This window comes from Salinicola salarius (assembly GCF_003206135.1).
GTDB lineage: Bacteria > Pseudomonadota > Gammaproteobacteria > Pseudomonadales > Halomonadaceae > Salinicola > Salinicola salarius.
Map to the genome: position 1 here is coordinate 60,310 of NZ_PZJT01000003.1, position 23,889 is coordinate 84,198.

The 23,889-nt window shown below is 63.6% G+C and carries 20 protein-coding genes; 9 read left to right on the forward strand and 11 right to left on the reverse strand.

The genetic code is table 11. From position 1 onward, the window contains the following. Window positions 1–112 precede the first annotated feature (112 nt). Entirely contained in the window at window positions 113–1,501 is a 1,389-nt protein-coding gene (locus tag DOM32_RS03575) for a calcium-binding protein (RefSeq protein ID WP_110631324.1), read from the forward strand. 20 nt (window positions 1,502–1,521) lie between these two features. Here the strand turns inward: DOM32_RS03575 and DOM32_RS03580 are convergent, their stop codons facing one another. Together DOM32_RS03580 and DOM32_RS03585 are read right to left on the reverse strand one after the other, a co-directional pair. Next, window positions 1,522–3,198 (reverse strand): multidrug ABC transporter permease/ATP-binding protein, encoded by a 1,677-nt coding sequence (locus DOM32_RS03580; RefSeq protein ID WP_110631327.1) that lies wholly within the window; start codon window positions 3,196–3,198, stop codon window positions 1,522–1,524. 232 nt (window positions 3,199–3,430) lie between these two features. Next, entirely contained in the window at window positions 3,431–4,339 is a 909-nt protein-coding gene (locus DOM32_RS03585) for a LysR family transcriptional regulator (protein ID WP_110631330.1), read from the reverse strand. A gap of 182 nt (window positions 4,340–4,521) precedes the next feature. Here DOM32_RS03585 and DOM32_RS03590 point away from each other — a divergent pair, with 182 nt between their 5' ends. From DOM32_RS03590 to DOM32_RS03600, 3 genes are all read left to right on the forward strand, one after another. Then, window positions 4,522–5,541, forward strand: coding sequence for a zinc-dependent alcohol dehydrogenase family protein (locus tag DOM32_RS03590; RefSeq protein WP_110631333.1), 1,020 nt, complete (start codon window positions 4,522–4,524; stop codon window positions 5,539–5,541). Window positions 5,542–5,677: 136 nt separating this feature from the next. Continuing rightward, a complete protein-coding gene (locus DOM32_RS03595) occupies window positions 5,678–6,553 on the forward strand; it encodes an AEC family transporter (protein ID WP_110631335.1) in 876 nt (291 codons plus the stop codon). Between the two features lie 155 nt (window positions 6,554–6,708). Further along, the gene (locus DOM32_RS03600) at window positions 6,709–7,242 is read left to right on the forward strand and encodes a PRC-barrel domain-containing protein (protein WP_110631338.1); all 534 of its coding nucleotides are present in this window, start codon (window positions 6,709–6,711) and stop codon (window positions 7,240–7,242) included. A 129-nt stretch (window positions 7,243–7,371) separates the two neighbouring features. On the opposite strand, the gene DOM32_RS03605 is transcribed toward DOM32_RS03600, so the two are convergent. From DOM32_RS03605 to DOM32_RS03615, 3 genes are all read right to left on the reverse strand, one after another. Continuing rightward, window positions 7,372–7,761, reverse strand: coding sequence for a DUF4168 domain-containing protein (locus DOM32_RS03605; protein WP_087719264.1), 390 nt, complete (start codon window positions 7,759–7,761; stop codon window positions 7,372–7,374). 141 nt (window positions 7,762–7,902) lie between these two features. Beyond that, window positions 7,903–9,198: a pyridoxal phosphate-dependent aminotransferase gene (locus DOM32_RS03610; protein ID WP_110631341.1), complete on the reverse strand. Its 1,296-nt coding sequence runs from the start codon at window positions 9,196–9,198 to the stop codon at window positions 7,903–7,905. 49 nt (window positions 9,199–9,247) lie between these two features. Then, window positions 9,248–10,165 carry a MurR/RpiR family transcriptional regulator gene (locus DOM32_RS03615; protein WP_071232605.1) on the reverse strand — a complete coding sequence of 306 codons (918 nt, stop codon included), beginning with the start codon at window positions 10,163–10,165 and terminating at the stop codon, window positions 9,248–9,250. Between the two features lie 219 nt (window positions 10,166–10,384). On the opposite strand from DOM32_RS03615, the gene DOM32_RS03620 reads away from it, so the two are divergent. Further along, window positions 10,385–10,858: a DUF4174 domain-containing protein gene (locus DOM32_RS03620; protein ID WP_244179789.1), complete on the forward strand. Its 474-nt coding sequence runs from the start codon at window positions 10,385–10,387 to the stop codon at window positions 10,856–10,858. A gap of 33 nt (window positions 10,859–10,891) precedes the next feature. Here DOM32_RS03620 and DOM32_RS03625 read toward each other — a convergent pair whose 3' ends face one another. Genes DOM32_RS03625 through DOM32_RS03635 form a run of 3 tightly spaced genes read right to left on the reverse strand, consistent with a single transcriptional unit; the run spans window position 10,892 to window position 13,388 of the window. After that, complete coding sequence (locus tag DOM32_RS03625) at window positions 10,892–11,896, reverse strand: 5-oxoprolinase subunit C family protein (protein ID WP_110631346.1); 1,005 nt, start codon at window positions 11,894–11,896, stop codon at window positions 10,892–10,894. After that, window positions 11,896–12,627 (reverse strand): 5-oxoprolinase subunit B family protein, encoded by a 732-nt coding sequence (locus tag DOM32_RS03630; protein WP_110631349.1) that lies wholly within the window; start codon window positions 12,625–12,627, stop codon window positions 11,896–11,898. Before DOM32_RS03630 ends, DOM32_RS03625 begins: the two co-directional genes overlap by 1 nt. 8 nt (window positions 12,628–12,635) lie before the next feature. Next, window positions 12,636–13,388, reverse strand: coding sequence for a 5-oxoprolinase subunit PxpA (locus tag DOM32_RS03635; RefSeq protein WP_110631352.1), 753 nt, complete (start codon window positions 13,386–13,388; stop codon window positions 12,636–12,638). A 308-nt stretch (window positions 13,389–13,696) separates the two neighbouring features. On the opposite strand from DOM32_RS03635, the gene DOM32_RS03640 reads away from it, so the two are divergent. The 4 genes from DOM32_RS03640 (at window position 13,697) to DOM32_RS03655 (ending at window position 17,758) form a co-directional block, all read left to right on the forward strand. Beyond that, window positions 13,697–14,653: a LysR family transcriptional regulator gene (locus tag DOM32_RS03640; RefSeq protein ID WP_110631355.1), complete on the forward strand. Its 957-nt coding sequence runs from the start codon at window positions 13,697–13,699 to the stop codon at window positions 14,651–14,653. A gap of 100 nt (window positions 14,654–14,753) precedes the next feature. Continuing rightward, on the forward strand, window positions 14,754–15,752 hold the full coding sequence (locus tag DOM32_RS03645) for a TRAP transporter substrate-binding protein (RefSeq protein ID WP_071232600.1): 999 nt from the start codon (window positions 14,754–14,756) through the stop codon (window positions 15,750–15,752). An 85-nt stretch (window positions 15,753–15,837) separates the two neighbouring features. Beyond that, window positions 15,838–16,401 (forward strand): TRAP transporter small permease, encoded by a 564-nt coding sequence (locus tag DOM32_RS03650; RefSeq protein ID WP_110631357.1) that lies wholly within the window; start codon window positions 15,838–15,840, stop codon window positions 16,399–16,401. Between the two features lie 55 nt (window positions 16,402–16,456). After that, the gene (locus tag DOM32_RS03655) at window positions 16,457–17,758 is read left to right on the forward strand and encodes a TRAP transporter large permease (protein WP_110631361.1); all 1,302 of its coding nucleotides are present in this window, start codon (window positions 16,457–16,459) and stop codon (window positions 17,756–17,758) included. Window positions 17,759–18,141: 383 nt separating this feature from the next. On the opposite strand, the gene DOM32_RS03660 is transcribed toward DOM32_RS03655, so the two are convergent. The 3 genes from DOM32_RS03660 to DOM32_RS03670 form a co-directional block, all read right to left on the reverse strand. Beyond that, a complete protein-coding gene (locus DOM32_RS03660; RefSeq protein ID WP_110631364.1) occupies window positions 18,142–19,071 on the reverse strand; it encodes a Gfo/Idh/MocA family protein in 930 nt (309 codons plus the stop codon). A 49-nt stretch (window positions 19,072–19,120) separates the two neighbouring features. Next, entirely contained in the window at window positions 19,121–20,680 is a 1,560-nt protein-coding gene (locus tag DOM32_RS03665) for a sodium:solute symporter family transporter (RefSeq protein ID WP_110631367.1), read from the reverse strand. A 268-nt stretch (window positions 20,681–20,948) separates the two neighbouring features. Continuing rightward, window positions 20,949–23,876, reverse strand: a complete 2,928-nt coding sequence (locus tag DOM32_RS03670; RefSeq protein ID WP_244179791.1) for an FAD-binding and (Fe-S)-binding domain-containing protein — start codon at window positions 23,874–23,876, stop codon at window positions 20,949–20,951. Window positions 23,877–23,889 lie beyond the last annotated feature (13 nt).

The following is a 23,889-nucleotide window of genomic DNA, read 5'->3' on the forward strand; positions in this document are numbered from 1 at the left end:
GCCGGTCTTTCTCACCATACGAAACCAAAGCGCTACATAGCGTATCCCTATCGCACCCGGGAACTGCGTAGGATTCCGTCGTCAATTGATCCAGATCAAATAAGGGAGCCCCATGATTCGTGTCGATAACGATGTCACTGCCGAGGAACTCGAGCAGATCATCAATGAAGAGGCCAATCGCGACGAAACGGTCAAACTGGAGGCCGGTGAATATCGCTTCGACCACGCCCTGACCATTACCCGTTCCGATGTCTCCCTGGTCGGCGAAGGCAGCGACGATACGCGGCTGACCTTCACCGACGCCGCGCTGGAGGACAACGACGACAATGCCATTCTGGTCACCGGCGAGACGGCAGACACGATCGGCAAGATCGAATCCGACGTCGACGAAGGCGAGAACGTACTCAAGCTGGACGATGCCGGCGCACTGGCGGCGGGCGACACGATTCGCATCGCGCAGGACAACGATACCGAGTTTCTCGACGAGATCGACGATCATGACTGGCGCGAGCTGGACTCGCCGCTGCGAACGAGCATGGCGAAAGTGACCGACGTCGATGGCGACTACGTCACGCTGGACCGCGGCGTTCATTTCGACTTCGATCATCACGAGGCCGAAGTCACCCGGATCGACAGCGCCGATGATGTCTCGCTGCGCGGCTTTTCGGTCGGCTTCGAACTGGGCGAGCCCGATGACGACGAGTTCAGCAACGAACTCGACGACCTCACCGGCTATCACGCCATCGAGTATGCCGACACGACAGACGGCGAGCTCGACGATGTCGCCGTGATCGACGGCCCCTCGACCGCCTTCGAATTCTCGCGCTCGCTGGACATGGATGCCGACTCCCTGACCACCGAGGGCAGCTTCAACAAGGGGTCCGGCGGCAACGGCTACGCCTTCGAACTGCGCGAGAGCTACGATGGCACCTTCGACGATCTGAGCGACAGCGGCATGCGTCATGGCCTGCTGTTCGCCTCCTGGCACTCCTCGGTGGGCAATGACGTCGAAGTCACCCGAACCGATCGCGACATCAATTTCCACGGCGGCCGCGATCACGACAATCGCGTTCACGTCCAGCATTCGGTCCGCGACCCGGACAACGACAAGATCTCCTCCACGCTATGGGTCAACGAAGGCGAGTCCTTCGGCGCCCCCACCGACATGTCGACCAACGACGTCACCTTCGACGATGTCGTCGGCTCGCGTCGAGACGACATCGTGCGCGGCAGCGACGATGGGGTGACACTCTTCGGCGGTACGGGCAGCGATACGCTCTTCGGCGGTGATGGCGATGACGTTCTCGCGCCCGGCAGCGGCTGGGGGCAAGACTGGCTCGATGGTGGCGATGGCCATGACATCGCCAGGATGGAGGGCAACCGCAACGACTATGCCGTCGACCGGCACGACGATCGGGTGACCGTCGACGGCAACGGCATCGAGGCGACACTGGTGGGCATCCAGGAACTCATCTTCGACGACGGCGGCCTGTCGCTCTAGTCAGACCGCCGGCCGTGGCGTCAGGGCGTGTCGATCCTGGCCACGGCGTCACGACTGACCAGCTCGCGCTCGTCGCCGGTCAGTTCGCGCAGCTGGCCATCGCGCATCTCCAGCAGCCGGTCGGCGTGGGCGAAATAGTGATCGTCGTGGCTGATCGCGAAGACCGTGATGCCGAGTTCGCGAAAACGCGGCATCAGCTCGCGGTAGAAGGCGCGGCGGAACTGCGGATCCTGATCCGCGGCCCACTCGTCCAGCAGCAGGATCTGGCGCTGTTCGACCAGCGCCATCAGCAGCGCCAGACGCTTGCGCTGGCCCTGGGAGAGTTCGGTATCGAGGATTCGGCCATCCTCGAGCTGCAGCTTGCGCGCGAGCTGCAGCGTCTGCAGCCAATTGTCCAGCAGTGCGGGATCGGCGCTGCCGCCATGCGGTCCCATCAGCCGATCGAACTGATGAAAATCGGTGTAGACCGCGGAAAAGCGCTGCCGGTAGCGATGCCACCCCGCTTCATCAATGGCCTCGTCATCGATACGGATCTCGCCCGAGTGCGGGCGGTAGAGCCCGGTCAACAGCTTGGCCAGCGTCGACTTGCCGCTGCCGTTGCCGCCGATCAGGTAGACCTGCTCGCCACGCTCCAGGCGCAGATTGATCGGGCCTATTTCGAAACCCACGCGCGCAAAGCCTTCCCGCCCCGCCCTGGCCGGGTAGCGATAGGTAATGTCGCGCAACTCCAGCGACTGCCACTCGCTGTGCGTCTCGACCAGATCGAAATCGGCACGGTACTCGGCCAGCGCCAGCTCGCGCAGCCTGTCGAAGGAGACCTGCGCGGTGATCAGTGTCGGCGTCGCGCCGACGGCCTGGATCAGCGGCGAGCGCAGAAACAGCAGGGTCAGCGAGAACGTCGCCGCCACCGCAGTGTTCGACCAGCCCAGACCGTTGGCCAGGAAGAACACCAGGCCGATGGCCCCCAGCATCATGATGTTGGTCCAGTTGCCCGCGCTCAGGTGGTAGGTGTCGGCGCGAATGATGTGATCGCGATAGGTGCGGGCGTTGGCACCGTAGACCTCTTCCAGCAGGTGCCGGGCGCGGTCGCGGTTGAGCGCCAGCTCCTTGCGCCCGTGAATGATCGTCTCGTAGTCCTGGTAGAGCCGGCTGTCGGTGGTGCGGGTAATGTGAATGTGGTGATAGACCTTCGATACCAGCCACCAGCCGACCAGCATGGTCACGGCAATCCAGATCGCCGTGATCAGCAGCAGCGGCGGCGAGAGCCAGAACAGGTAGACGACGGAAGCCAGCGTGATGACGACCCCCTGCACCAGTTCCGGCAGGCGGACGAAGGCGATGGTCACGTTGCGGATGTCGCTGGAAAGGCACGACAGCAGATGCGCGCTCCCGAGCTGCTCGAGACGTTCGATGTCGGTATCGAGGATGCGCTTGATCAGGCGGCCGCGTAAGCGGTAGACAAAATGGTGGCCCAGCGTCGTCAGCGCCAGCTGCGATCCCAGCGTGACCGCCAGTAGCAGCGCCACCAGCCCGATGAAAGGCAGCAGAGCCGTGATGGCGGTGCCGTCGGTGACGATCAGGTAGTGGTTGATGAAGGCGATGACGCCGATCCCCAGCGCCGCGCTCAGCAGACTGAGCAGCATGACGCCGATGAACGGCCAGCGATAGTGACGAAAGACGACGCGCAGTAGTTCCATTCGGATTCCGTAGCCGGCGATTGGGCTCGCTCACGATCTTGGACATGGCATTCCGCCATGACACTTCCGACAGAAGCGGCAGCCCGGAAAAGGCTTGTCAGACCCTTGAGCGAGAAGCACGGCGCCGATAGATGACCAGCTCACCGCAGGCGCGAATGATTCTGATCTTCACCCGTGAAGTCAAGCCGCCTGGTGCAGACGACCGGATGTGGACGACCGGGTCGGCTTCGATTCATTCGTCGTCGGAGAACATCATCTGTATTCGCGAGCGCAGCCAACGCTCGGCAGGGTCGTTGTCGTAGACGCTCTGCCACACCATGCTCAGCGGCGACGGCGCACGCTCCAGCGGCATCTCGTCCACCCGCAGCCCGCCCTGCGCGGCCAGCACGTCCGCGGCGTAATCCGGCACGGTGGCGACCATGTCGGTATCCCGCAACAGCGAGGCCAGACTGTTGAACTGCGGGACGGCCAGCACGATGCGGCGCTTGCGGCCTTGCTCGGCGAGCAGATCGTCGACGTAGCCATTGAGATCGCCATCGAATGACACCAGTGCATGCGGCCGCTCGCAGTAGTCGTCGAGGGTCAGTGTCCCCGGGCGGCTATCCGCTCGCAGTACCTTGGCGCGGCTGTGGCGCAGGATCTTCTGCTTCGCATTGGCCGGCAGCTCCCGCGCATAACCGGCGGCAACGGTCACTTCACCGGTATTGAGCAGTTGCGGCATCAGGTGGAAATCGGCCCGCCGGACCACCAGCACGATACCCGGCGCTTCGGTCCGCAGCCGCTTGAGCAGCGCCGGCAGCAAGGCGAATTCGATGTCGTCGCTCAACCCGATTCGAAACACCGCCTCGCTGGTCTCGGGATCGAAATCGCTGGTACGGCTGAGCACGTTGGAGATGGCATCGAGGGCGGGTTGCAGCTGTTCGTAGATCTGCTCGGCACGAGCGGTCGGCACCATCTGGCGACCCGTTCGCACCAGCAGCGGATCGTTGAAGACATCCCTGAGCCTGGCAAGTGAGGCACTGGTGGCCGGCTGACCCAGAAACAATCGCTCCGCAGCCCGCGAGACGCTGCGTTCCTGCATCAAGGTCTCGAACACGACCAGCAGCTTGAAATCCACCCCCCGCAGGTCACTACGGTTCATGCCTCTCCTCCCTTCGACGGCTGGCGGCCCACTCGTTGCTCCCGGCACCCGCTGCGGCGATCGCATCGCCATGGCGGGTGCTGTATCGATCAGCGTTATAGCCACTATCGATCCCTGAGCATAGTCTTTGCCCGTCATCGTCGATAGAGTCGGGACAAGCTCTGGAATCATTGAGGTGCACGATGTCACGTGCGATACAGTTTCAACGTTTCGGCGACGCCGACGTTCTGGAAATCATTGAACGCGACGACCCGCACCCCGCCGCCGGGGAAGTCCTGATCGAAACCGAGGCGCTCGGCCTCAACTGGTACGATATCCTGTGGCGGCGCAACATGGCGCCCACGGAGGCCAGGCTGCCGGCCGGCACGGGTAGCGAGATGGCCGGCAGGGTCATCGCCGTCGGCCCGGGGGTGACGGCCTTCTCGCCGGGGGAGCGCGTCGCTTCGATCCCCGCGTTCGATCCCAACAAGTATACGGCACACGCCGAGCGCGTGCTGCTGCCGGCCGAGGCGCTCATTGCCTATCCGGATTGTCTGCCCCCGGCCGAAGCCAGCGTTCACTACGTTCCGTCGCTGATCAGCTGGCTGGGATTTCGCGAGGTGGCCGACCTCAAACCCGGCGAAACGGTGCTGATCACCGGTGCCTGCCATATCGGTGGCCCCTACGCCGTCCAGATCGCCCATGCGCTGGGCGCCCGGGTCATCGCCGCGACACCGCACGAGTCGGCGATCGACTATCTCAAGTCCCTGGGCGCCGACGCGGTGGTGCACACGGAAACCCAGGACCTCGTTACCCGGATCAACAAGCTGACCGATCACCATGGCGTCGATGTGGTGCTGGATGCGCTGGGCGGCCCTCAGATGAATCTGCTGGGCGATGTCATGGCGCCTCGGGGCCGGATGATTCTCTACGGCCTGATGGGAGGCAACCAGACCACGTTTCCGGCTCAGGCCGCCTTCCGCAAGAACATCCAGTTCCATGTGCACTGTCTTTCCAACTTCAGCGGCAAGCCGGAACTGGGCATCCCCCAGAACCGGGAAGCATTGGAACGTGCCATCGCCGAGGTCGAGCGGATGACCCGTGCCGGCGAGATCAAGCCGCAGATCGACTACCGCTTCGCGTTCGAGGAGATGGTCGAGGCACATCGCTATCTGGAAACCTGCGCCAATCACCATGGGCGCATCGTGGTCGAAATGGCCTGATCGGCGGGGGCGCGACGGTGATTGGCAAACACGCATTGCCAGTCGCCTGACGGATTGACGACAATACGGCCTTCCACTTTTGTCGCTCTTTCTCTCTCACCGCCCTCAGTCAGGCTAAAGGGCTCAAGGATATTCGATGCTTGCTCAACTGTTCGCGGTCATGGCGCCAGTCCTGGTTGGGGCGAGCATCGGGTTCGGCTGGATTCGCCTGGGGCTGAACTACCCCACCGAGTTCATCACCAAGCTGGTGTTCAACATCGGCACGCCAGCGTTGGTACTCGCTTCTCTGGCCAATGCCGAGGTCGACCCCCATACCTTCGGGCGTACCCTCGCCACGACTTTCGTGGTTCTGGCCGGCATGGCGGTAGCGAGTTTCGGCGTCGCCAGACTGCTGGGCAAACCCTGGCAGGTGATCATCTCGCCGATGATGTATCCCAACGCCGGCAACATGGGTTTACCGGTCTCGCTTTACGCCTTCGGCAAGGAAGGTTTTACCTTCGCCATGACGGCCTGGGTCGCCAACGCGCTGATCCAGTTCACCATCGGCATGATGATGGCCACGCGCGGCAACCCTTGGAAAGCGCTGGCCCGCAATCCCACGCTGTACAGCATCGCCATCTCGCTGACACTGCTGCTGTCCGGCGTTCATCTGCCGGCATGGCTCGGCAATACCGTCCACCTTCTCTCCGGCCTGACCATCCCGCTGATGCTGATAACCCTGGGCGTCTCGCTGGCCAGCATCCAGGCCCGCAGCCTGTCCTCGGGATTTCTGTTCACGCTGTGCCGCGTACCCATCGCGCTGGCCCTCTCGTTCGGCATCGCTGCCTGGTTCGGCCTGCCTCCGGTGGCCGCCAGCGCCGTGGCGCTCCAGATGAGCATGCCGGTCGCCGTCTACAACTATCTGTTCGCGCAACGTTCCCGTCGCGAGCCGGAGTACGTCGCCAGCCTAGTGTTCTGCTCCACCGTGCTGGCCTTCGTCTACCTGCCGCTGGAATTGGCTTTCATGCTGTAGCGCATCGCATCCTCGGCTTGCAAAAGCGCGACGAGCAACTACATTACAAAGTGTAATCTTCAAAAAATGAATGGATTACAGATAGTTGCATGCATAGATTGCATGTACGGATAGAAAGTTGCACGCCCAAGAAGCCGCAAGGCAAGGAGACACAGATGCAAAACCTGTCATGGAAGCAGACACTCGGCGTGGCCACGCTGGCAGCCGGCAGCGTGATGATGTCCCAGGCCGCCCTGGCGCAGGACACCACAGATCCGCAAGGTCTCTACTCCGCCGATGAACTGATGGATGCAGACGTCTTCCTGTCCAGCAAGCCGAATGAAGACATTGGCGATGTCGAGGACATTCTGTTGGGCGAGGACATGAGCGTACAGGCCCTGGTCGTCGAAGCCGGTGGCGTACTCGACATGGGCGACAAGGACTTCGTGGTCCAGAAAGGCGACTTCACGGTCGAGACCAACAACGACGACAACCTCGAGAACATCGAGTATCGCGTTCTTCTCGACATGGACGAGAGCGCGCTGAAGCAGCAGCCCGAATACGATAACGACTGGTGGCAACAGGCCAAGACGCAGGCCGCCGAAGCCTGGGAAAATACCAAGCAGGGCGCTTCCAGTGCCTGGGAAGACACCAAGGCTGCCACATCCGACCTTCTTGACGACGCCAGCGACGCGATCGACAACAACTGATCGCATCACGCTCCCTCGGAGCGTCGAGCCAGAGACTGGCACAAAAAAGACTGGCACAAAAAAACCGCCGACTCGATGTCGGCGGTTTTTCCATGTGCGGGCCTGAGAGACCGCGGCACCCTGATGCGATTACTGCTGCGGCTGCTGAACCATGCCCTTGACGCGCTGCATCAGCTGCGGGTCCTGCTGAATGGCCTGGCCGATGGAGTTGAACTGCTCGACACTCATGCCGCTGTCCTGAACCGCCTGCACCATTTCGTCATTGGCCTGCTGACGAATCTCCTGCTGCTCGCTTTCGTCGGAGGCGTTCTGCAGCTGCTCAGTGTAATCCTGAGAGATCATCGCGATGTTCTGAGAGGCATCGGCGAACTGCTGCAACTGATCATCGGAAAAGTTCTGGGCAGGTGCCTGTGTCTGCGAACCGCTGCCGGCTGCGTTCTGGTCTTGCGCCATGGCTGGAACGCTGGCGAGACCGGTCGTCATCATTGCCGCCGCGAGAAATGCAGTGATCCTTTGCATGAATACCTCCAAGTACGATTTTATGCATGTGCTGTCATGGGATGCCACGCAGGGCGGAGAGTTCCGCCCGGAAGTGTTTCTCGAGGAAATTTAATGTTTCCTTAAGAAACTTGAGCGCAGTTCCCCTTCCAGCTCGCCTCCTCATGGTAACCATTCGACGATAGCCTGAACACCGTCGCGAACCTTGCTCAGCGCCGGTAATGCCAGGGGATCGTCATGGCGCTGCGGCTGATGCGCCAGCAGCGTCTCGCCATCGAAGTCCACATAGGCCAGACGCACCGTGAGCTGGGCGGGATCGCAACCGAACGCACTGCCCGGCAGCAACGCCACGCCGGTCTCGGCGAGCAGCCGCGCAGTCAGATCGGCACTGGTGGTGATGCCCCGCCGGGCCAGCCCTTCGCGATGCGCCTCGAAGTCGGGAAACAGGTAGAAGCCGCCGTCGGGAAGATGCGTGCGAATGCCCGCCGCCTGCAGCCGAGTCGCACACCAGTGGCCGATCAGGCCCAGCCATGCTCGCTGGCGATCGAGGTACTCGGTCAATTCCGGCGTCACTCGATAGGCGACGCAGGCGGCCTCCTGAACCGGGCTGGCAACGCTCGACCAGGTCTCCGAGGCGATGCCCAGCAGGCGCGAGACAATCTCGTCTCCCAGCGCTTCGGGCACGTGCATCACCCCCAGCCGCCACCCGCCCGCGCCACACCACTTCGACAGGCCGCCGGTGGTCACCGTGCCCTCGGGGTAGTCGAGCGCGAAGGCGCGATGAGAGCCGTCGTGATCCAGCGGCCCGTAGATCTCGTCGGCCAGCACGATCACGCCATGGCGACGCGCCACCTCGGCCAGCGCCTGCTGGCTGTCGGCATCGGGCGATAATCCGGTGGGATTGCCGGGCGCGTTGAGTATCAGCAGTCGCGTGCGGCTGCCGCCTTCACGGCAATGCGCCTCGAGCTGTTCGGGCGTGATCTGCCAGCGCGTTTCGAAACTCGCCGCCAGCTTGACTGCGGTCTGCCCTGCCAGACGCGCCTGCGGCGCATAGGAAACCCAGGCCGGCGCAGGGATCAGGATTTCCGCCGCCGGCAGCGCCTTGATCAAGGCGAACAGCAGCAATTTGCTGCCGGGGCCGATCAACACCCGTTCGGCTTTCCAATCGGTACCATCCAGCTCGCGGTGGAAGGCCGCGACCTGCTCGCGCAACGCGGGCAGCCCCTGAACCGGCAGATAGGCCTTGCTGGCGGCGTGTTCGGCCAAGGCCTCCACGGCCGGCCCATAGACCGGGAACGGCGACTGGCCGAAGCCGAACTTGACGATCCGCTCGCCCTTCGACTCGCGCAATCGCGACTGTTCGTTGATCAACAGCGTGTCGGAGGCCGGCGTGGCATTGGCGTCGGCGTGATAGTCGCGATTCAGCAGCTCGGCTGCGAGCCCCGATGAAGCGTTCATGACGGGATTTCTCCTGGGTGGCGCGGGTCAAAAGAGTCGGCGAGGCGGATCACTCGATCTGCCAGCGGGCGATCAAGGCTTCACGACGGCGGATCGACGCCACGGCATCGCCGCCCATCTCGTGGGCCATGTGGGACAACAGCATTTCGATCACCACGAACAGGCTGCTCATGGGATTGAAGAAGAAAGGCCCCTCGGCGGAGGCGAGCAGTGTCATCTCGGTCATCGTGGCTAGCCGGGCGGAACCGTGATTGGTTAGTGCCAGCAGTTGCGCGCCCTGTTCCAGCGCCTGCTGACAATAATCGACGCTGATCCGGGTCTCCGGCCGATAACTGACACCCACCACCAGATCCCCCTCCCCCAGCTCTCGTACCGCCTCGAGATTGAGGCCGCCCAGCGAATCGATCAGACGGACGTCGCTGCGCAGGTAGCCCAGATAATAAGAAAGATAATGCGCCCCCGCGAAGCAGGCGCGCTGACCGACCACATGCACGCGACGCGCCTCGATCAGCGCTCGCGCCGCCTGCTCCAGCTTTGCGTCATCGAGCCCTTCGGCCGTTCGCGAGAGATTGCCCATCTCCTCCTGCCACAAGGTCTGCTGCTGAACCGGGTGATCCCCCTCGCTCGGCACCTGACCGAGATCGAGCAGACGTTCGGCGCGGGTGGAATAGAACGCCCCGTTGGTGGCATCGGCACGGAACAGCGCCTGGAAGGCCTTGAAGCCGGTCAGCCCCAGCGCGTGCGCCAGGCGAGTCAGACTGGAGGCATTGACGCCATGCTGCCGGGCCAGTGCCGAAATGCTCAGCGTCGCCGCCGGTTCCGGGGCTGCGAGCAACTGCTCCAGCAGCTTGAGGCCGCCCGGAGTCAACCTTGGCGCCTGAGCTTCTCCTCGGCGCGCGGCAATCGAGAGCGCCTGCAGGGCAGCTATCGATGTGGGGGGCGTGTCGAAACCATCGTGATCGGCCATGACCAGTCCCTCTTTTTCAGTTTTGTGAGGTTATACCTTTGCCCAGATATCGGCAAATATATTTTCAAAACAGGGAATAAATTTGCCAAGCTGGGTTCCGATTCAACGCGATGACGATTCCGATGCAACGCGATGACTCAGCCCGCTGCCTTGAACCCCTCTGCCTTACACGGGTCACAAGCTATAGAGTACGCGTAAACGACACGCCTGGAGACGCTCATGAAACGATGGTTAATGGCCGGTGCGCTGATGGCAGGCGCCTTTCTCGTGACGAGCGCCGTGTTCGCGGCGGACGACGCCGCCCGCCCGGACGGCGGAAAGAACCCAGCCAACCCGCTGATCACCGACAAATGGAACTTTCGACCGTTGGTCGTGGTGACACCGGACGCGGGGCAGCCGGCCTATCGGCACCTGCGGCAACAGCTCGAAGAGACACGGGGAGCGTTCACCGACCGTGACATGCTGCTTTACACGGTCGAAGGAGACAGCGGCACGCGCCACGGCCAGCCGATGACGCCATATGAAACCCGGGCGCTGCTGGAGGCACTGGGCGTCAGCCCCGATCAGGGCGTGACGACGATCCTGGTGGGCAAGGATGGCGGCAAGAAGGTTCAGCTTCGAGGCGACGTCGACCTGGAGGAGATCTACGCCACCATCGACCGGATGCCGATGCGCCGGGCGGCCGAGAAATGATCGGCCACCCGGTGCATGGATGAGCGCTGGCGGCTAGCGCCAGCGCGCAAGCTGGCGCAGATAGCGCGTTCGTGCCTGATGCGGGGTGACCGGGGAGAGTCTGATCGTCGTGCCGGGGGCGCACTGCCCCAGCCGCGCGCAAGCGATAGGCGACAACGCACCGAGACGCGGATAGCCGCCAATGGTCTGGCGATCGTTCAGCAGGATGATCGGCTGTCCGTCCGGCGGCACCTGGACGGCGCCGAGCGGAATGCCTTCCGACACCATCCCGCCCGCCTGGCAGCGCAGCACCGGGCCAGTCAGTCGCACGCCCATGCGATCGGCACGGCTATCCACCTGCCAAGGCTGATTGAAGGCGGCAAACAGGCTGGCGCCGTCGAAGTGGGCGATCTGTGCCCCGGTGACCAGCTCGAGCACGGCCTCGTCTGTCGGCATGGCGGATAAGGACGGCAGCTCCCGCACCGGCTCGCCCCTCTGCGGCGTCGACGATGCCGCGACCAGACGGTCTCCAACCTGGATCGCACTGCCCCGGCCATCGAGACCGCCCAGCTGTTCGCGAGCTACCGTCGACAGGCTGCCCATGAAGGGCGCCGCGTCGATCCCGCCCGGCAATGCCAGATAGGCGCGTAGCCCGGCCCTCGGCTGATCGAACGCGAGAACCTGACCCTGTTCGAGCGTGAAGCTGCCGTTGGCCGCCAGCGGCTCGCCGTCCCGCGTCGCGCCGAGATCGGCACCGGCGATGGCCAGTCGCAGCGTCCGTTCCGCCTTGAGCGCGAGCCCGCCGATGGCAATCTCGATACCGGCCGCGTCCGGCGCGTTGCCCAGAAGCCAGTTGGCCCATCCCAGCGAAATCCAGTCCAGCGCACCGCCCTGGGTCACGCCAAGATGGCGACAACCGAAGCGTCCCGCGTCCTGCACCAGGGCCAGCGGCCCCGTACGCTCGACGACGAGTGACGCCTGCGTGGGTTGCGTCGGGTTTGGCGTTCCGTTTCGTGCAGTAGTTGTCGTAACCTTCTGCGTGGTCGTCCGCGTCGCCATCAGCGCTCCTCCAGCGGCGTGGTATCGCCGCCCTGTTCGATAAAGGCTTCGCGACTGATCGGCTCGAAGCGCACTCGGTCACCGGGCCGGAAGAGGCTGATTTCGTCGCGATCGCGGTCGAACAGCTTGACGGCGGTACGGCCGAGAATGTTCCACCCGCCCGGCGAACGCATGGAGTAGATGGCAGTCTGGCGCTCGGCGATTCCCACGCTGCCTGCAGCCACTTTCTGGCGCGGCGTCTTCAACCGCGGCGTGGCCAGCGCTTCCTCGATCATGCCCATGAACGCATAGCCGGGAGAGAATCCCAGCGCGAAGGCGCAGTAGTCGCGCCCGGTATGGCGTCGCACGATCTCGTCGGTATCGACGCCCAGGCGCTCGGCGATCCTCGGGAGTTCAGGACCGACGCTGTCGTCGTACCAGACCGGGATGCGGTGTTCGCGCCCGGCCTCGGTCGAAGCCGGCTGCAAGCCGTGCAGGGCCTGCTGGACCCGCCTTCTGGCCTCGATGTGGGACAGCTGCTCGATGTCGTAATGCACCAGCAGCGTGGTGTAGGACGGCACCAGATCGATCAGCGCCCCGCCGAGGCCTTCGCGCAAGGCGTTGTCGGCGGCCAGGATCCACGGCATGTGCGCCTCGTCGATGGCGTCGAACAGCCTGACGATCAGCGCATCCATACCCACCGTTTCCATTCGAAAAGAGGGCGAAAGAGCGGGGGAAGGCGATTGGCTCATGCGTCGGCTCATGCTTCAACCAGCTGCTGGAAGGCTTCGCGGATGGCTTTGACCGCTGCGACCGATTCGACATTGTCGCCATGAACACAGAGCGTATCCGCGGGCAGGCGCAGCTCGCTGCCGTCGCTGGCGATTAGCGGCTCGCCCTTGGCCAGCGCGACGGCCTGATCGACGATGGCGCCGCGATCGTGATGCACGGCCCCCGGCAGGCGTCGAGATACCAGATGCCCCTTGGCGTCATAGGCTCGGTCGGCGAAGGTCTCGAACCATAGCGTCACGCCCATTTCCGCCGCGAGTGCGCGTACCGGCTCGGGATTGGCGGTCGACATCACCAGCAGCGGCAGCTCGCGATCGTAACGGACGACGGCCTGCATCGCCGCGCGCAGCAGATCCAGGTCCGCAGCCATGTCGTTGTAGAGCGCGCCGTGCGGCTTGACGTAACTGACCCGGGTGCCTTCGGCGCGGCAGAAGGCTTCCAGCGCTCCGATCTGGTAGAGCATCAGGTTCTCGACTTCCTGCGCCGAGCAGGCCATCGAACGGCGGCCGAACCCCACCAGATCGGGATAGCCCGGATGCGCGCCGATCCTCACGCCGTTGGCCACCGCCATCGCCACGGTCTTGCGCATCACGTCAGGATCGGAGGCGTGAAAGCCGCAGGCGATATTGGCGCAGTCGACGAAGGGCATCGCCTGATCGTCGAGACCCAGCGCCCAGTTGCCGAAACTTTCACCCATGTCGCAGTTGAGCAGGGGCACGCGCATCGCTTCACCTCGTGTCGTTGTTGTCAGGGTGTATCGTCGTTGTCAGAACGTATCTTTGTTGCACGAACGTATCGTCGATATAGGCACGCTGCCGGCGGGCAGCCTCATGGCACTTTAAGAAACCGCTGGCGAAAGGGTCCAATCGTTTTTCGCGATGCGCAGTATCGGCGCAATCTTTCATTCCGCCGTATGGCGCGTGCCGGCGCTCCTTGAGAGTTGACGTCGACGCCGGCGCGCCGAAGAATCAGCCTTCCTCGAATGCAACGCACGGGAAGGCACAGGGCCCGAATCTACCGAGAGAATCCGCCATGTTCGATTTCAAGGAGCTCGAAGCCTTCGTCTGGGTCGTCAGGCTGGGCTCGTTTCGCAAGGTGGCAGCGCGCCTGCATCTGACCCAGCCGTCGATTTCCGATCGCATCACTCGCCTGGAAGCCGCGGTCGGCGAATCGCTGCTCGACCGCGGCGCGCGGCCGGTACAACCGACACTGCGCGGGCGGGAGTTCTACGTCCACGCCGAACGCCTGCTGAACAGTCGCGAAGAAGCGCTGCAGCTGTTCCAGAATCAGGAGGATTTCTCCGGCACGCTTCGGCTCGGGGTGATCGAGACCATCGCCCACAGCTGGTTCAGTACCTTTCTGACCCAGTTGGCCGAGCGCCACCCGCAGCTCACCATCGAACTGACCGTCGATATCTCGCCGTTCCTTCATCAGCGTCTGGCGGACAACGATCTCGACATGATCTTCGCCATGGATGGCGTCGCGCCGGGGCTGTCGGTAACACAGCTGCCGCTGGCCACCTACGAGATGGGGCTGTTCGTGGCGCCACAGCACGCCGAGCGGCTGCACCATGGCGGCACACGCGCCATGTCCCGCCTCCCGTTCGTCTCGTTCAGCAAGCTGGCGCGCCCTTACAGCGAGCTCGTGACCTACCTGGCCGAGCTGGGTATCGACGACCCGAAGATCCACTGCGCCTCGACGCTGATGACCATCGCCCGCATGAGCATCGATGGCGTCGGCATCGGCTCGCTGCCCGTCTCCACCGTGGCGGATGCCTGCCAGCGCGGCGAACTGCTGCGGCTGGAGCTACCGGTGCCATTGCCGGCGATGGTCTACAACGCGATCTGGCGTACCAGCAGCTACCCGAGCTTCTGCCGAGGGGTCACCCAGCTCGCCCAGGACTGTGCCGCCCGCTACGCCCGCGACCATGCCGATGACGAGCTCCAGGGCAAGGTGAAAGCCTGGCCCGATAGTTCGGATAAGAATTAACGATTTGACGCCATCGCCGGCCAACTTGAAGAATGAAGATGTCTAATGTCTTGCACCCTTTGAATACCAACCTCTATCAATAACAACTCGAGGCCTGTCGATGCGCACACCCAATCTCTCTCTGTTGACGATTGCCATGGCCGGTTCACTGGCCATCGCGACGCCGGCTCTTGCCGCCCAGTGGAATCTCGCCTCTCCCTACGGCGATGCCAGCTTCCATACCCAGAACACCAAGCAGTTCGCCAAGGATGTCACCGAAGCCACCGACGGCGAGTTGACCATCACGGTCCATAGCGGCGGTTCGCTGATCAGCCACGCCGAGATCAAACCCTCCGTGCGTCGCGGCACGGTCCAGGCGGGCGAGATATTCCTCTCCACGCTCTCCAACGAGTCGCCGATCTACGAAGTCGACACCCTTCCCGGCCTGGCCGGCAGCTACGCCGACGCCTACGACCTGTGGCAGGCCTCCAAGCCGATCATCACCGAGCTCTTCGCCAAGGAAGGATTGATGCCGCTGTATGCCGTGCCGTGGCCGGCACAGGGTATCTACACCGACTTCGAGCTGACCGATGCCGCCCAGTTCGAGGGCCTGCGAGTTCGCGCGCCGAACATCAATACCCAGCGTTTCGTCGAAAATCTGGGCGGCATCCCGACCCAGACCGAGGAAGCCGATATTCCCACCGCGTTCAGCACCGGTCGCGTCGACGCCATGATCACTTCCGTCTCTACCGGCAAATCGATGTCCGCGTGGGATTACGTGTCGAACTACAGCGATGCCAACCTGTGGCTGCCGAAGAACATCGTCTTCGTCAACAAGCGCGCCTTCGACCGCCTCGATGACGCCACGCAGAAGGCCGTTCTCGACGCCGCAGCCAAGGCCGAGCAGCGCGGCTGGCAGTTGAGCAAGGACGACAGCGCGCAGAGCGCCGAAGCGCTCGAGTCCCACGGCGTTACCGTGAGCGAGCCCAATACCGAGCTCAAGCAGCAGTTGCAGGCTGCTGGCCAGCAGCTGTTCGAGGACTGGCAGTCGCGTGCCGGCGACCAGGCCAAGCAACTGGTCGACCGCTATCGCAAGCTTCAGGCCCAGCAGAGCCAGTAACGCCGGCTCTCCAGCGCCATTCCAGATTCATCAGGCCCATCGACGATGGGCCTTACTGACTACTCGCAACCCGTGAGTTCCCGTGATGACGTTCAAACTCGATCCGCTCTACCGGCTGGGCGCCTGGGGCGCCGCGGCGTGCATGCTGGCGATCTGCGGCATGGTCACGTTTCAGGTGCTGCTGCGCTGTCTCGACGCGCTCCTGGTACTGGTCGGCGCCAGCCGCCTCGGCTACGAGATCAGCGGCGTCTCGGAAATCGCCTCCTATCTTCTGGTCGGCGCCACCTTTCTGAGTCTCGCCTACACCTTCACCCATTACGCCCATATTCGCGTCACGCTGGTCATCGCCCGACTGCCGGCGGCAGCCAGAGTCTGGTGCGAAGTGGCGTGCCTTGCGATCGCGCTGGCGCTCGGCGCGCTGCTCGGTTGGGAGGTGATCGGCCTGGTTCAGGAGAGCCTCGATTACGGCGATGTCTCCTCCGGGCTGATGGCGATCCCGCTCTGGATACCCCAGACCGTCCTGGTCAGCGGCCTGGCCCTGCTGTGCCTGGCACTGCTGGAAGCCCTGCTGACCACGCTGCGCCAGGCGCTGACGGCGCCCTCGAGCTACGTGGCCCCCGGCGATAACGACGACTTCGGTGGCGAGTGATTCCTTCGCCTGCTGATAACGCCTCCAACAAGAATCTGAACCGAGGTATCGACTCTTGCTCACGCTCAGTCTAGTCACCCTGCTTACGCTGGCGCTGCTGCTCGGCGGCGGCGTATGGATCGCCTTCGCCCTGCTCGGCACCGGCTGGATCGCGCTGACCGGCTTCTCGAGCTTCGAGGTCGGCCCTATTCTCGCCTCCGACTTCTGGGGCGCCAGCTACGGCTGGGACCTGACCGCCCTGCCGATGTTCGTGTGGATGGGCGAGATCCTGTTCCGCTCCGGGCTTGCCGACAACATGTTCCGCGCGCTGTCGCCCTGGCTCAATCGCCTTCCCGGGCGGCTGTTGCACTCCAATATCATCGGCAGCGGCCTGTTCGCCGCCGTCTGCGGCTCCTCCGCGGCCACCTGCGCCACCGTCGGCAAGATGACGCTGCCGGAACTCGAACGCCGCGGCTACAGCGAGACGCTGGCGATCGGTACGCTGGCCAGCGCTTCCACGCTGGGTCTTTTGATCCCGCCTTCGATCATGATGATCGTCTACGGCGTGGTCACCGAACAGTCGATCTCGCGCCTGTTCATGGCAGGCGTAGGACCGGGCCTTCTGCTGCTGGCGCTGTTCATGCTCTATCTGGTGATCTGGTCGCTGACCGCCGGCAAGCATGGCGGGGCGGGTCACGCCGAAGCCTCGATGCCCTTTCTCGACAAGGTCAGGAACAGCTGGCGCCTGCTGCCGCTGCTGGTGCTGATCGGCGGCATTCTCGGCAGTATCTATGGCGGGGTCGCCTCTCCTACCGAAGCCGCCGCTGTGGGTGTAGTGCTGTCGATGGTGATCGCGCGCTGCAACGGTCATTTCGACAAGTCGATCTTCCTGGAGTCGATGTTTGCCGGGCTGCGCACGTCATGCATGATCGCGTTCATCATCGCCGGCGCCTCGTTCCTGTCGTCGGCCATGAGCTTCACCCAACTGCCGACCCAGCTGGCCAGCGCCATTGCCGCGATGGGGCTGTCGCCCAACGTGCTGCTGGTGATGCTGACCCTGTTCCTGCTGGTACTGGGCTGCTTCCTCGACGGGATTTCCCTGATCCTGCTGGTGACCTCGATCATCATGCCGCTGATCAACGCCGCCGGTATCGATCCGATCTGGTTCGGTATCTATCTGGTGATCGTGGTCGAGATCTCGCAGATCACGCCACCGGTCGGCTTCAACCTGTTCGTGATCCAGGGGCTCACCGGCAAGAACATCTTCACCATCGCCAAGGCGACGCTGCCGTTCTTCCTGCTGATGCTGTTTGCCATCGCCCTGATGCGGGCGTTCCCGGAGATCGTGTTGTACCTGCCGCAGGCGATGACCGGCTAGGCTTTGTACGAAAACTGACTGCGCTCGGCAATACAGTGTTAAAAATTGGCTCAAATGCTCATTTACACTGCGTAAACTGCGCTTTCTCGCCAATTTTTGCCTTGTCTTGCCTTCGCTCGTCGACTTTTCGTAAAAACCCTAAAGCCGCGAGCCGCGAGCCGCGAGCCGCGAGCCGCGAGCCGCGAAAGTCAGCATGTGCTTGTAGCGAAGAAAAGGACCAGCGACGTCAGTCGCTGGTCCTTTTCGTAGCTGCTTTCTATAGCGCCCCGAAACCGGCGCTCGCTCGAAGCTCTTTAGTCGTAACTCGTAACTCGTAGCCCGTAGCCCATAGCCCGTAGCTTCCGCCTATCGCGCCCCGAAGCCGGCGCGGTCGTAGCTCGTGGCTACTCGACAAAATCCTCCACCGTATGCCGATACCCCAGCATCAGCGAGTCGGCGACGTGGCGGAACGGGCTGACATCGACATCCGAGCGGCCTTCGCCGATCAGGTCTGCGAAACGTTGGTAAAGCCCGGCGTATTCGGCATCCGGACCTTCTTCCTGCAGTTCGCCATCGATCAGCAGTCGTCTGCCGCCCGCTTCCAGCGTCAGCCGACCGGCGTCGGTGTCGACATGGATCTCCCAGGTCGGCGGGGTGCCCTGCTGGCGAAAATCGAACTCGGCATGGATCGGTATGTCATCGCTATCGACGAAGTCCAGCGACGCGGCGATCGGCGTCTGGCAGTTCCCCGGCACCTGCAACTGGGCGTCGACCAGATGAAACGGCGTCGGCAGGATCTCGGTCGCGATCGACAGCGCATTGATGCCGGGATCGAACACGCCCATGCCGCCGGGCTGCCAGATCCACGCCTGCCCCGGGTGCCAGACACGCACGTCTTCCTTCCACTCGATATCGACACGGCGAATCCGGCGCTCCGCCAGCCAGCGCTTCGCTCCCGCCACGCCGTGGGCATGCCGGGAGTGCCAGGACGCGAACAGCGTGACGCCGTAACGTTCGGCATCTTCGCGTAGCGTTTCGATTTCGGCCAGCGTCGCCGCGGGCGGCTTCTCCAGCATCACATGCTTGCCGTGGGCCATGGCCAGACGCGCCTGCGCCGTGCGGACACCGGCAGGGGTGCAGAGCGCAACTGCGTCGATTTCCGGACCCTGGTCGAGCAGGGCTTCGAGGCTTTCGAAATTCGCCACATCGGGCACGGATGCGTTAGGGCTGGCGACGGCCGTCAGTCGGAGATGGGCGTCGTTATCGATCGCCGGATGATGCTGATCGCGGGCGATCTTGCCGTAGCCCACGATCGCGAGACGAAGGGTGTTCATGAAAGATCCTTCAAAAGCCTTGAAAGGAAACGGCCTCGGCAACACTCGCTCAACGCAGCAGATAGACAATAACAGCGGTCAGCACCGAGACGATGGCGATGCCGATCATGACATCGCGGGGTACCCGCTCCAATCCTTCTTTGGCCATGACAGCGATCCTTGCATCCTTGCTATCCGGCCGGTCGTTGCTGCCAAGCCGGATCATCCAGAGCCATGTGAACAGCGCCGTCGCCGCGAACAGGATGCCGCCGATGATAGTGAAGTGGATCGGCAGCACGCCGGTTTCCACCAGCACGAACAGCACCGCACTCAGCGCGTGCCCGCTGGCCAGACCGCGCAACGCCGCCGACGACCCCAGCGACTTGATCCACAGCCCCATCAGGAAAGTTGCCACCAGCGGCGAGGCGACGAAGGCGAACACCTGCTGCAGATAGGCCCAGAGACCGGAAAAGTACTGGATCATCGGCCCCCAGAGCGCGGCGATGGCGGCGAGAATGAAGGTGCAGACTCGACCCCACCTGGCCAGTTGGGCATCGCTGAGATCCGGCCTGGCCGGCTTGATGAAATCGAGCGTCAACAGCGTCGCCGAGGAGTTGAGCGTCGAGGAGAGCGTCGACATCAGCGCCGCGATCAGGCCCGCCAGGATCAGGCCCGTCAGACCGGTGGGCGTGAACTCCTGAACCATCTTCGGGTAGACCTGATCGGGGTGCTCGAGTCCCGGCAGCAGCGGCACTACCATGGCGCCGGGAATGGTCATGATGAAGATCGGCAGCAGTTTCAAGGCCGCTGCGAACACGGAAGCGCGCCCTGCCGCCTGGATATTGCGCGCCCCGAGCAGACGCTGAACCACGTACTGGTTCATGGACCAGTAGTAGAAGCCAACGATAGGAACCCCGGTGAGCAGCCCCAGCCAAGGAACGCTGGGATCATCAAGAGGGCGGATCAGCGACAGTTTCTCCGGACTCACCGCCTCCTTGACGTTCGCCCAGCTGTGATCGAAATGACCGAAGATGATCCAGGTCATCGCCGCCGACCCGCCGATCAGCACGCACGCTTGCATCACGTCGGTGTAGACCACGGCACGCAGCCCGCCGAAAGCCGTATAGATGCTGGTGAACAGCGCCAGCAGCGCACAGACCTCCCAGAGGTTGGTGCCTGGAATGAAGGTAGTGACGATCAGGCCGCCAGCGTAGAGAGTGCCGGCGGTATCGAGGATGATCGACAAAAACAGCGTGATGACCGAAAGATACTTGCGCAGCCGCGAGTCGAAGCGCCGCTCCATCAACTCCGGCATGGTGGTGACCCTGGCCCGCATCAGCACCGGCAGTACGAAGATCGCCGTGAACATCAGCACCACGCCCGCCATCCACTCGTAGTTGGCCGCCGAGATGCCGTGCTGATAGGCCGCGCCGGGCAGGCCGATCAGCGTATCCGAGGAGATATTCGAGGCAAACAGCGAAAAGCCGATCGCCATGGGGCCCAAGGTTCGCCCGGCCAGAAACAGCTCCTCCGGCGTCGTCTTTCCTCGAGCAGTCTTGTAACCGATGAAGGTGACGATCAGAAAATAGGCCGCGATGACCGCAAAATCCCAGAATTGAAGATCTTCCATGTGTCCGTTCGCTTTCTATGGTTGTTAATGGCAAGCGATGGAGACGAAACGGCATCGATGGCCGTCCATCTTGGCACCCCCCGTTAGGGCGGGCATGAGATGAAGGTTAGTCAGCAAACAGACAAAATTCCATTTCCCGCCCGCGAGTTGTCGATAGCAGAGAGGCCTGGCGACTGATGCCGCCAGGTCTCGAGAAGCGTCAAGCCGCACTTTCGGCAGCCAAGCCGCCGTCCGTTGCCTGCATGCCAACAGGACTGAAGTCGAGTGCTCAGTGGTTCACCAGCGCCGCCTCCAGCACTTTCGCCACGTGCAGCGCTTCCCGTCCGGCGCCATCGAGAATCTGGTGTCGGCAACTGGTGCCGTCCGCCACGATCCAGGCGTCCTCCCCGGCCTCGCGAACCGCCGGCAGCAGCGAAAGCTCCGCCATCTGCCGCGAGGCTTCGATATGCTCCGCCTCGTACCCGAAGCTGCCGGCCATGCCGCAGCAGGAGGAGACGATCGCCTCGACCTCGAGGTCGGGAATCCAGTTCAGCACCGTCATCACCGGCGTAAAGGCATCGAACGCCTTCTGGTGACAGTGCCCGTGGACCTTGGCTCGGCTGACCGCCAGCGGCTCGAGTGCCAGGTTCAGCCTTCCCGCCTGCTTCTCCGCGACCAGGAACTCCTCGAACAGCATGGCGGCTTCTGCCAGCCGACGAGCTTCGTCGCCAAAGCCCTCGTCATCAAAACCATAGTGCAGGAACTCATCGCGCAGCGTGAGCAGACACGAGGGCTCCAGCCCGACGATCTTTACGCCCCGGGCCACGAACGGCATCAACGCATCCAGGGTGCGACGCGCTTCCTGCCGGGCTCGATCGACACGACCGGCGGCCAGGTAGGTCCTGCCGCAGCACAGCGGTCGTTCGCCCTCACGGACATTGAAATGGACCCGATAACCCGCGGCTTCCAGCACGCGCCGCGCCGCGGCGGCGTTGTCGTCCTCGAAATAGTTGTTGAAGGTATCGACGAACAACACCACCTCCCCGGCCGTCGCCGGGGCGGGAGTTTCGTGCCGTGCCGCACGCAGATAGTCACCGCTGAATACCGGTAGCGAGCGCGCCTCGGCGAAGCCCAGCCAGCGCTTGGCGCGCCCGCCGAGCCATGTCACGGGCTCCAGCCGAGAGGCAACACCGCCGACATGACGCATCCAGGGCGCGTAGCGCGGCAGATCGGACACCAGCCTGTCTCGCCATCCCAGACCACGCTCCTTGGCCCGTGCGGCACGCGCCTCGATCTTGAACTTGGCCATGTCGACGCCGGTCGGGCAGTCGCGCTTGCAGCCCTTGCAGGAGACGCAAAGATCCAGCGCTTCGGCGACTTCGTCGCTGGCCAGCCCCTGATCGCCGATCTTTCCCGACAGCACCAGTCGCAGGGTATTGGCGCGGCCCCGCGTCAGGTGGCGCTCGTCGCGGCTGATCCGATAGCTCGGGCACATGGTGCCGGCGTCGAACTTGCGGCAGTGGCCGTTGTTGTTGCACATCTCCACGGCCTTGGCGAGACCGTGGGTCGGATCCCCGCCGCTGCCGGGTTCGCCCAGCTCGCCGCTCTGCGGATCGCGGGTCACGTCCCAGGCCGACCAGTCGAGCTCGGTCGCCACCGGAATGATCTGGTGATCGCTGGGAAAGCGGAACAGCCGGGCATCGTCCATCTTCGGCGTATCGACGATCTTGTTGGGGTTGAAGCGATTGTCCGGATCGAACAGCCGCTTGATCTCGCCGAAGGCGGCGTTGAGCTCGGCTCCGAACTGCCACGCCACCCACTCGCCGCGACAGATGCCGTCGCCGTGTTCCCCGGAATAGGCGCCCTTGTAGCGGCGGACCAGCTCCGACGCCTCCTCGGCGATGGCGCGCATCTTGGCGGCGCCGCCACGGCGCATGTCGAGAATCGGCCGCACGTGAAGCGTGCCGACGCTGGCATGCGCGTACCAGGTACCCTCGGTGCCGTGGCGATGGAAGACCTCGGTCAGTTGCTCGGTATACTCCGCCAGATGTTCCAGCGGCACGGCGCAATCCTCTATGAACGATACCGGTTTGCCGTCGCCTTTCATGCTCATCATGATGTTGAGGCCGGCCTTGCGCACGTTCCACAGCGCCGACTGTTCGGCGCCGGTTTCCAGCCCGACGACGCTGTCCGGCAAGCCCAGGTCGCTCATCAAGATCTTGAGCGCTTCCAGCTGGTGCAGCTGCGAGTCGCGCTCTTCGCCAGCGAACTCCACCAGCAGCAGCGCATCCGGCCGCCCGATCAGCGACTTTTCCACCGTCGGCCGGAAGGCCGGGTTCTCCAGTGCCAGTTCGATCATGGTGCGATCGACCAGCTCCACCGCGGCGGGACCCAGCTTGACGATATGCTGGGTCATGTCCATCGCCTGGTAGAAGGTCGGGAAATTGACCACGCCGAGCACCTTGTGCACCGGCAGCGGCGAGAGCTTCAGCTTGAGCCGGCGGGTGAAGGCCAGCGTCCCTTCCGAGCCGATCAGCAGGTGGGCGAAGTTGGCTCGCCCCTCGGCGTCGTAGGGAATCGGGTTGCGGCAGTCGAACAGGTCCAGGTTGTAACCACCGACCCGGCGCAGCACCTGAGGATAGTGCTCGCGGATCGCTGCCGCCTCGCGATGGATAATGGCCGCCACCGAATCGGCCAGGCCCGCCAGCGTCGAGCCGGGTCCGATCTCGTCGAGAAAGCCGAAATTCGCCTCTCGCCCGTCCGCCAGCGTCGCCTCGAGCCCCAGCACGTTGTGGACCATGTTGCCGTAGCGGATCGAGCGCGAACCGCAGGAGTTGTTGCCGGCCATGCCGCCGAGCGTACACTGCGCCGAGGTAGAAACGTCCACCGGGAACCAGAGCCCGTGGGGCTTGAGCCAGGCGTTGAGATGGTCGAGCACCACGCCGGGCTCGACCGTGACGGTGCGCGCTTCGACGTCGAGATCGCCGATGCCGGTCAGCCAGCGGCTGGTATCGATCACCAGCGCCTCGTTGACCGTTTGCCCGCACTGGCTGGTGCCGCCGCCGCGCGGCAGCACCGGGGCGCCGACGTCCCGCGCAATATCCAGTGCCAGCGCCAGATCCTCCTGATCTTTCGGCACGACGACGCCCAGCGGCATGATCTGATAGATCGAGGCGTCGGTGGCATAGCGTCCTCTGGACCCGGCATCGAACGCCACTTCGCCTTTCAGT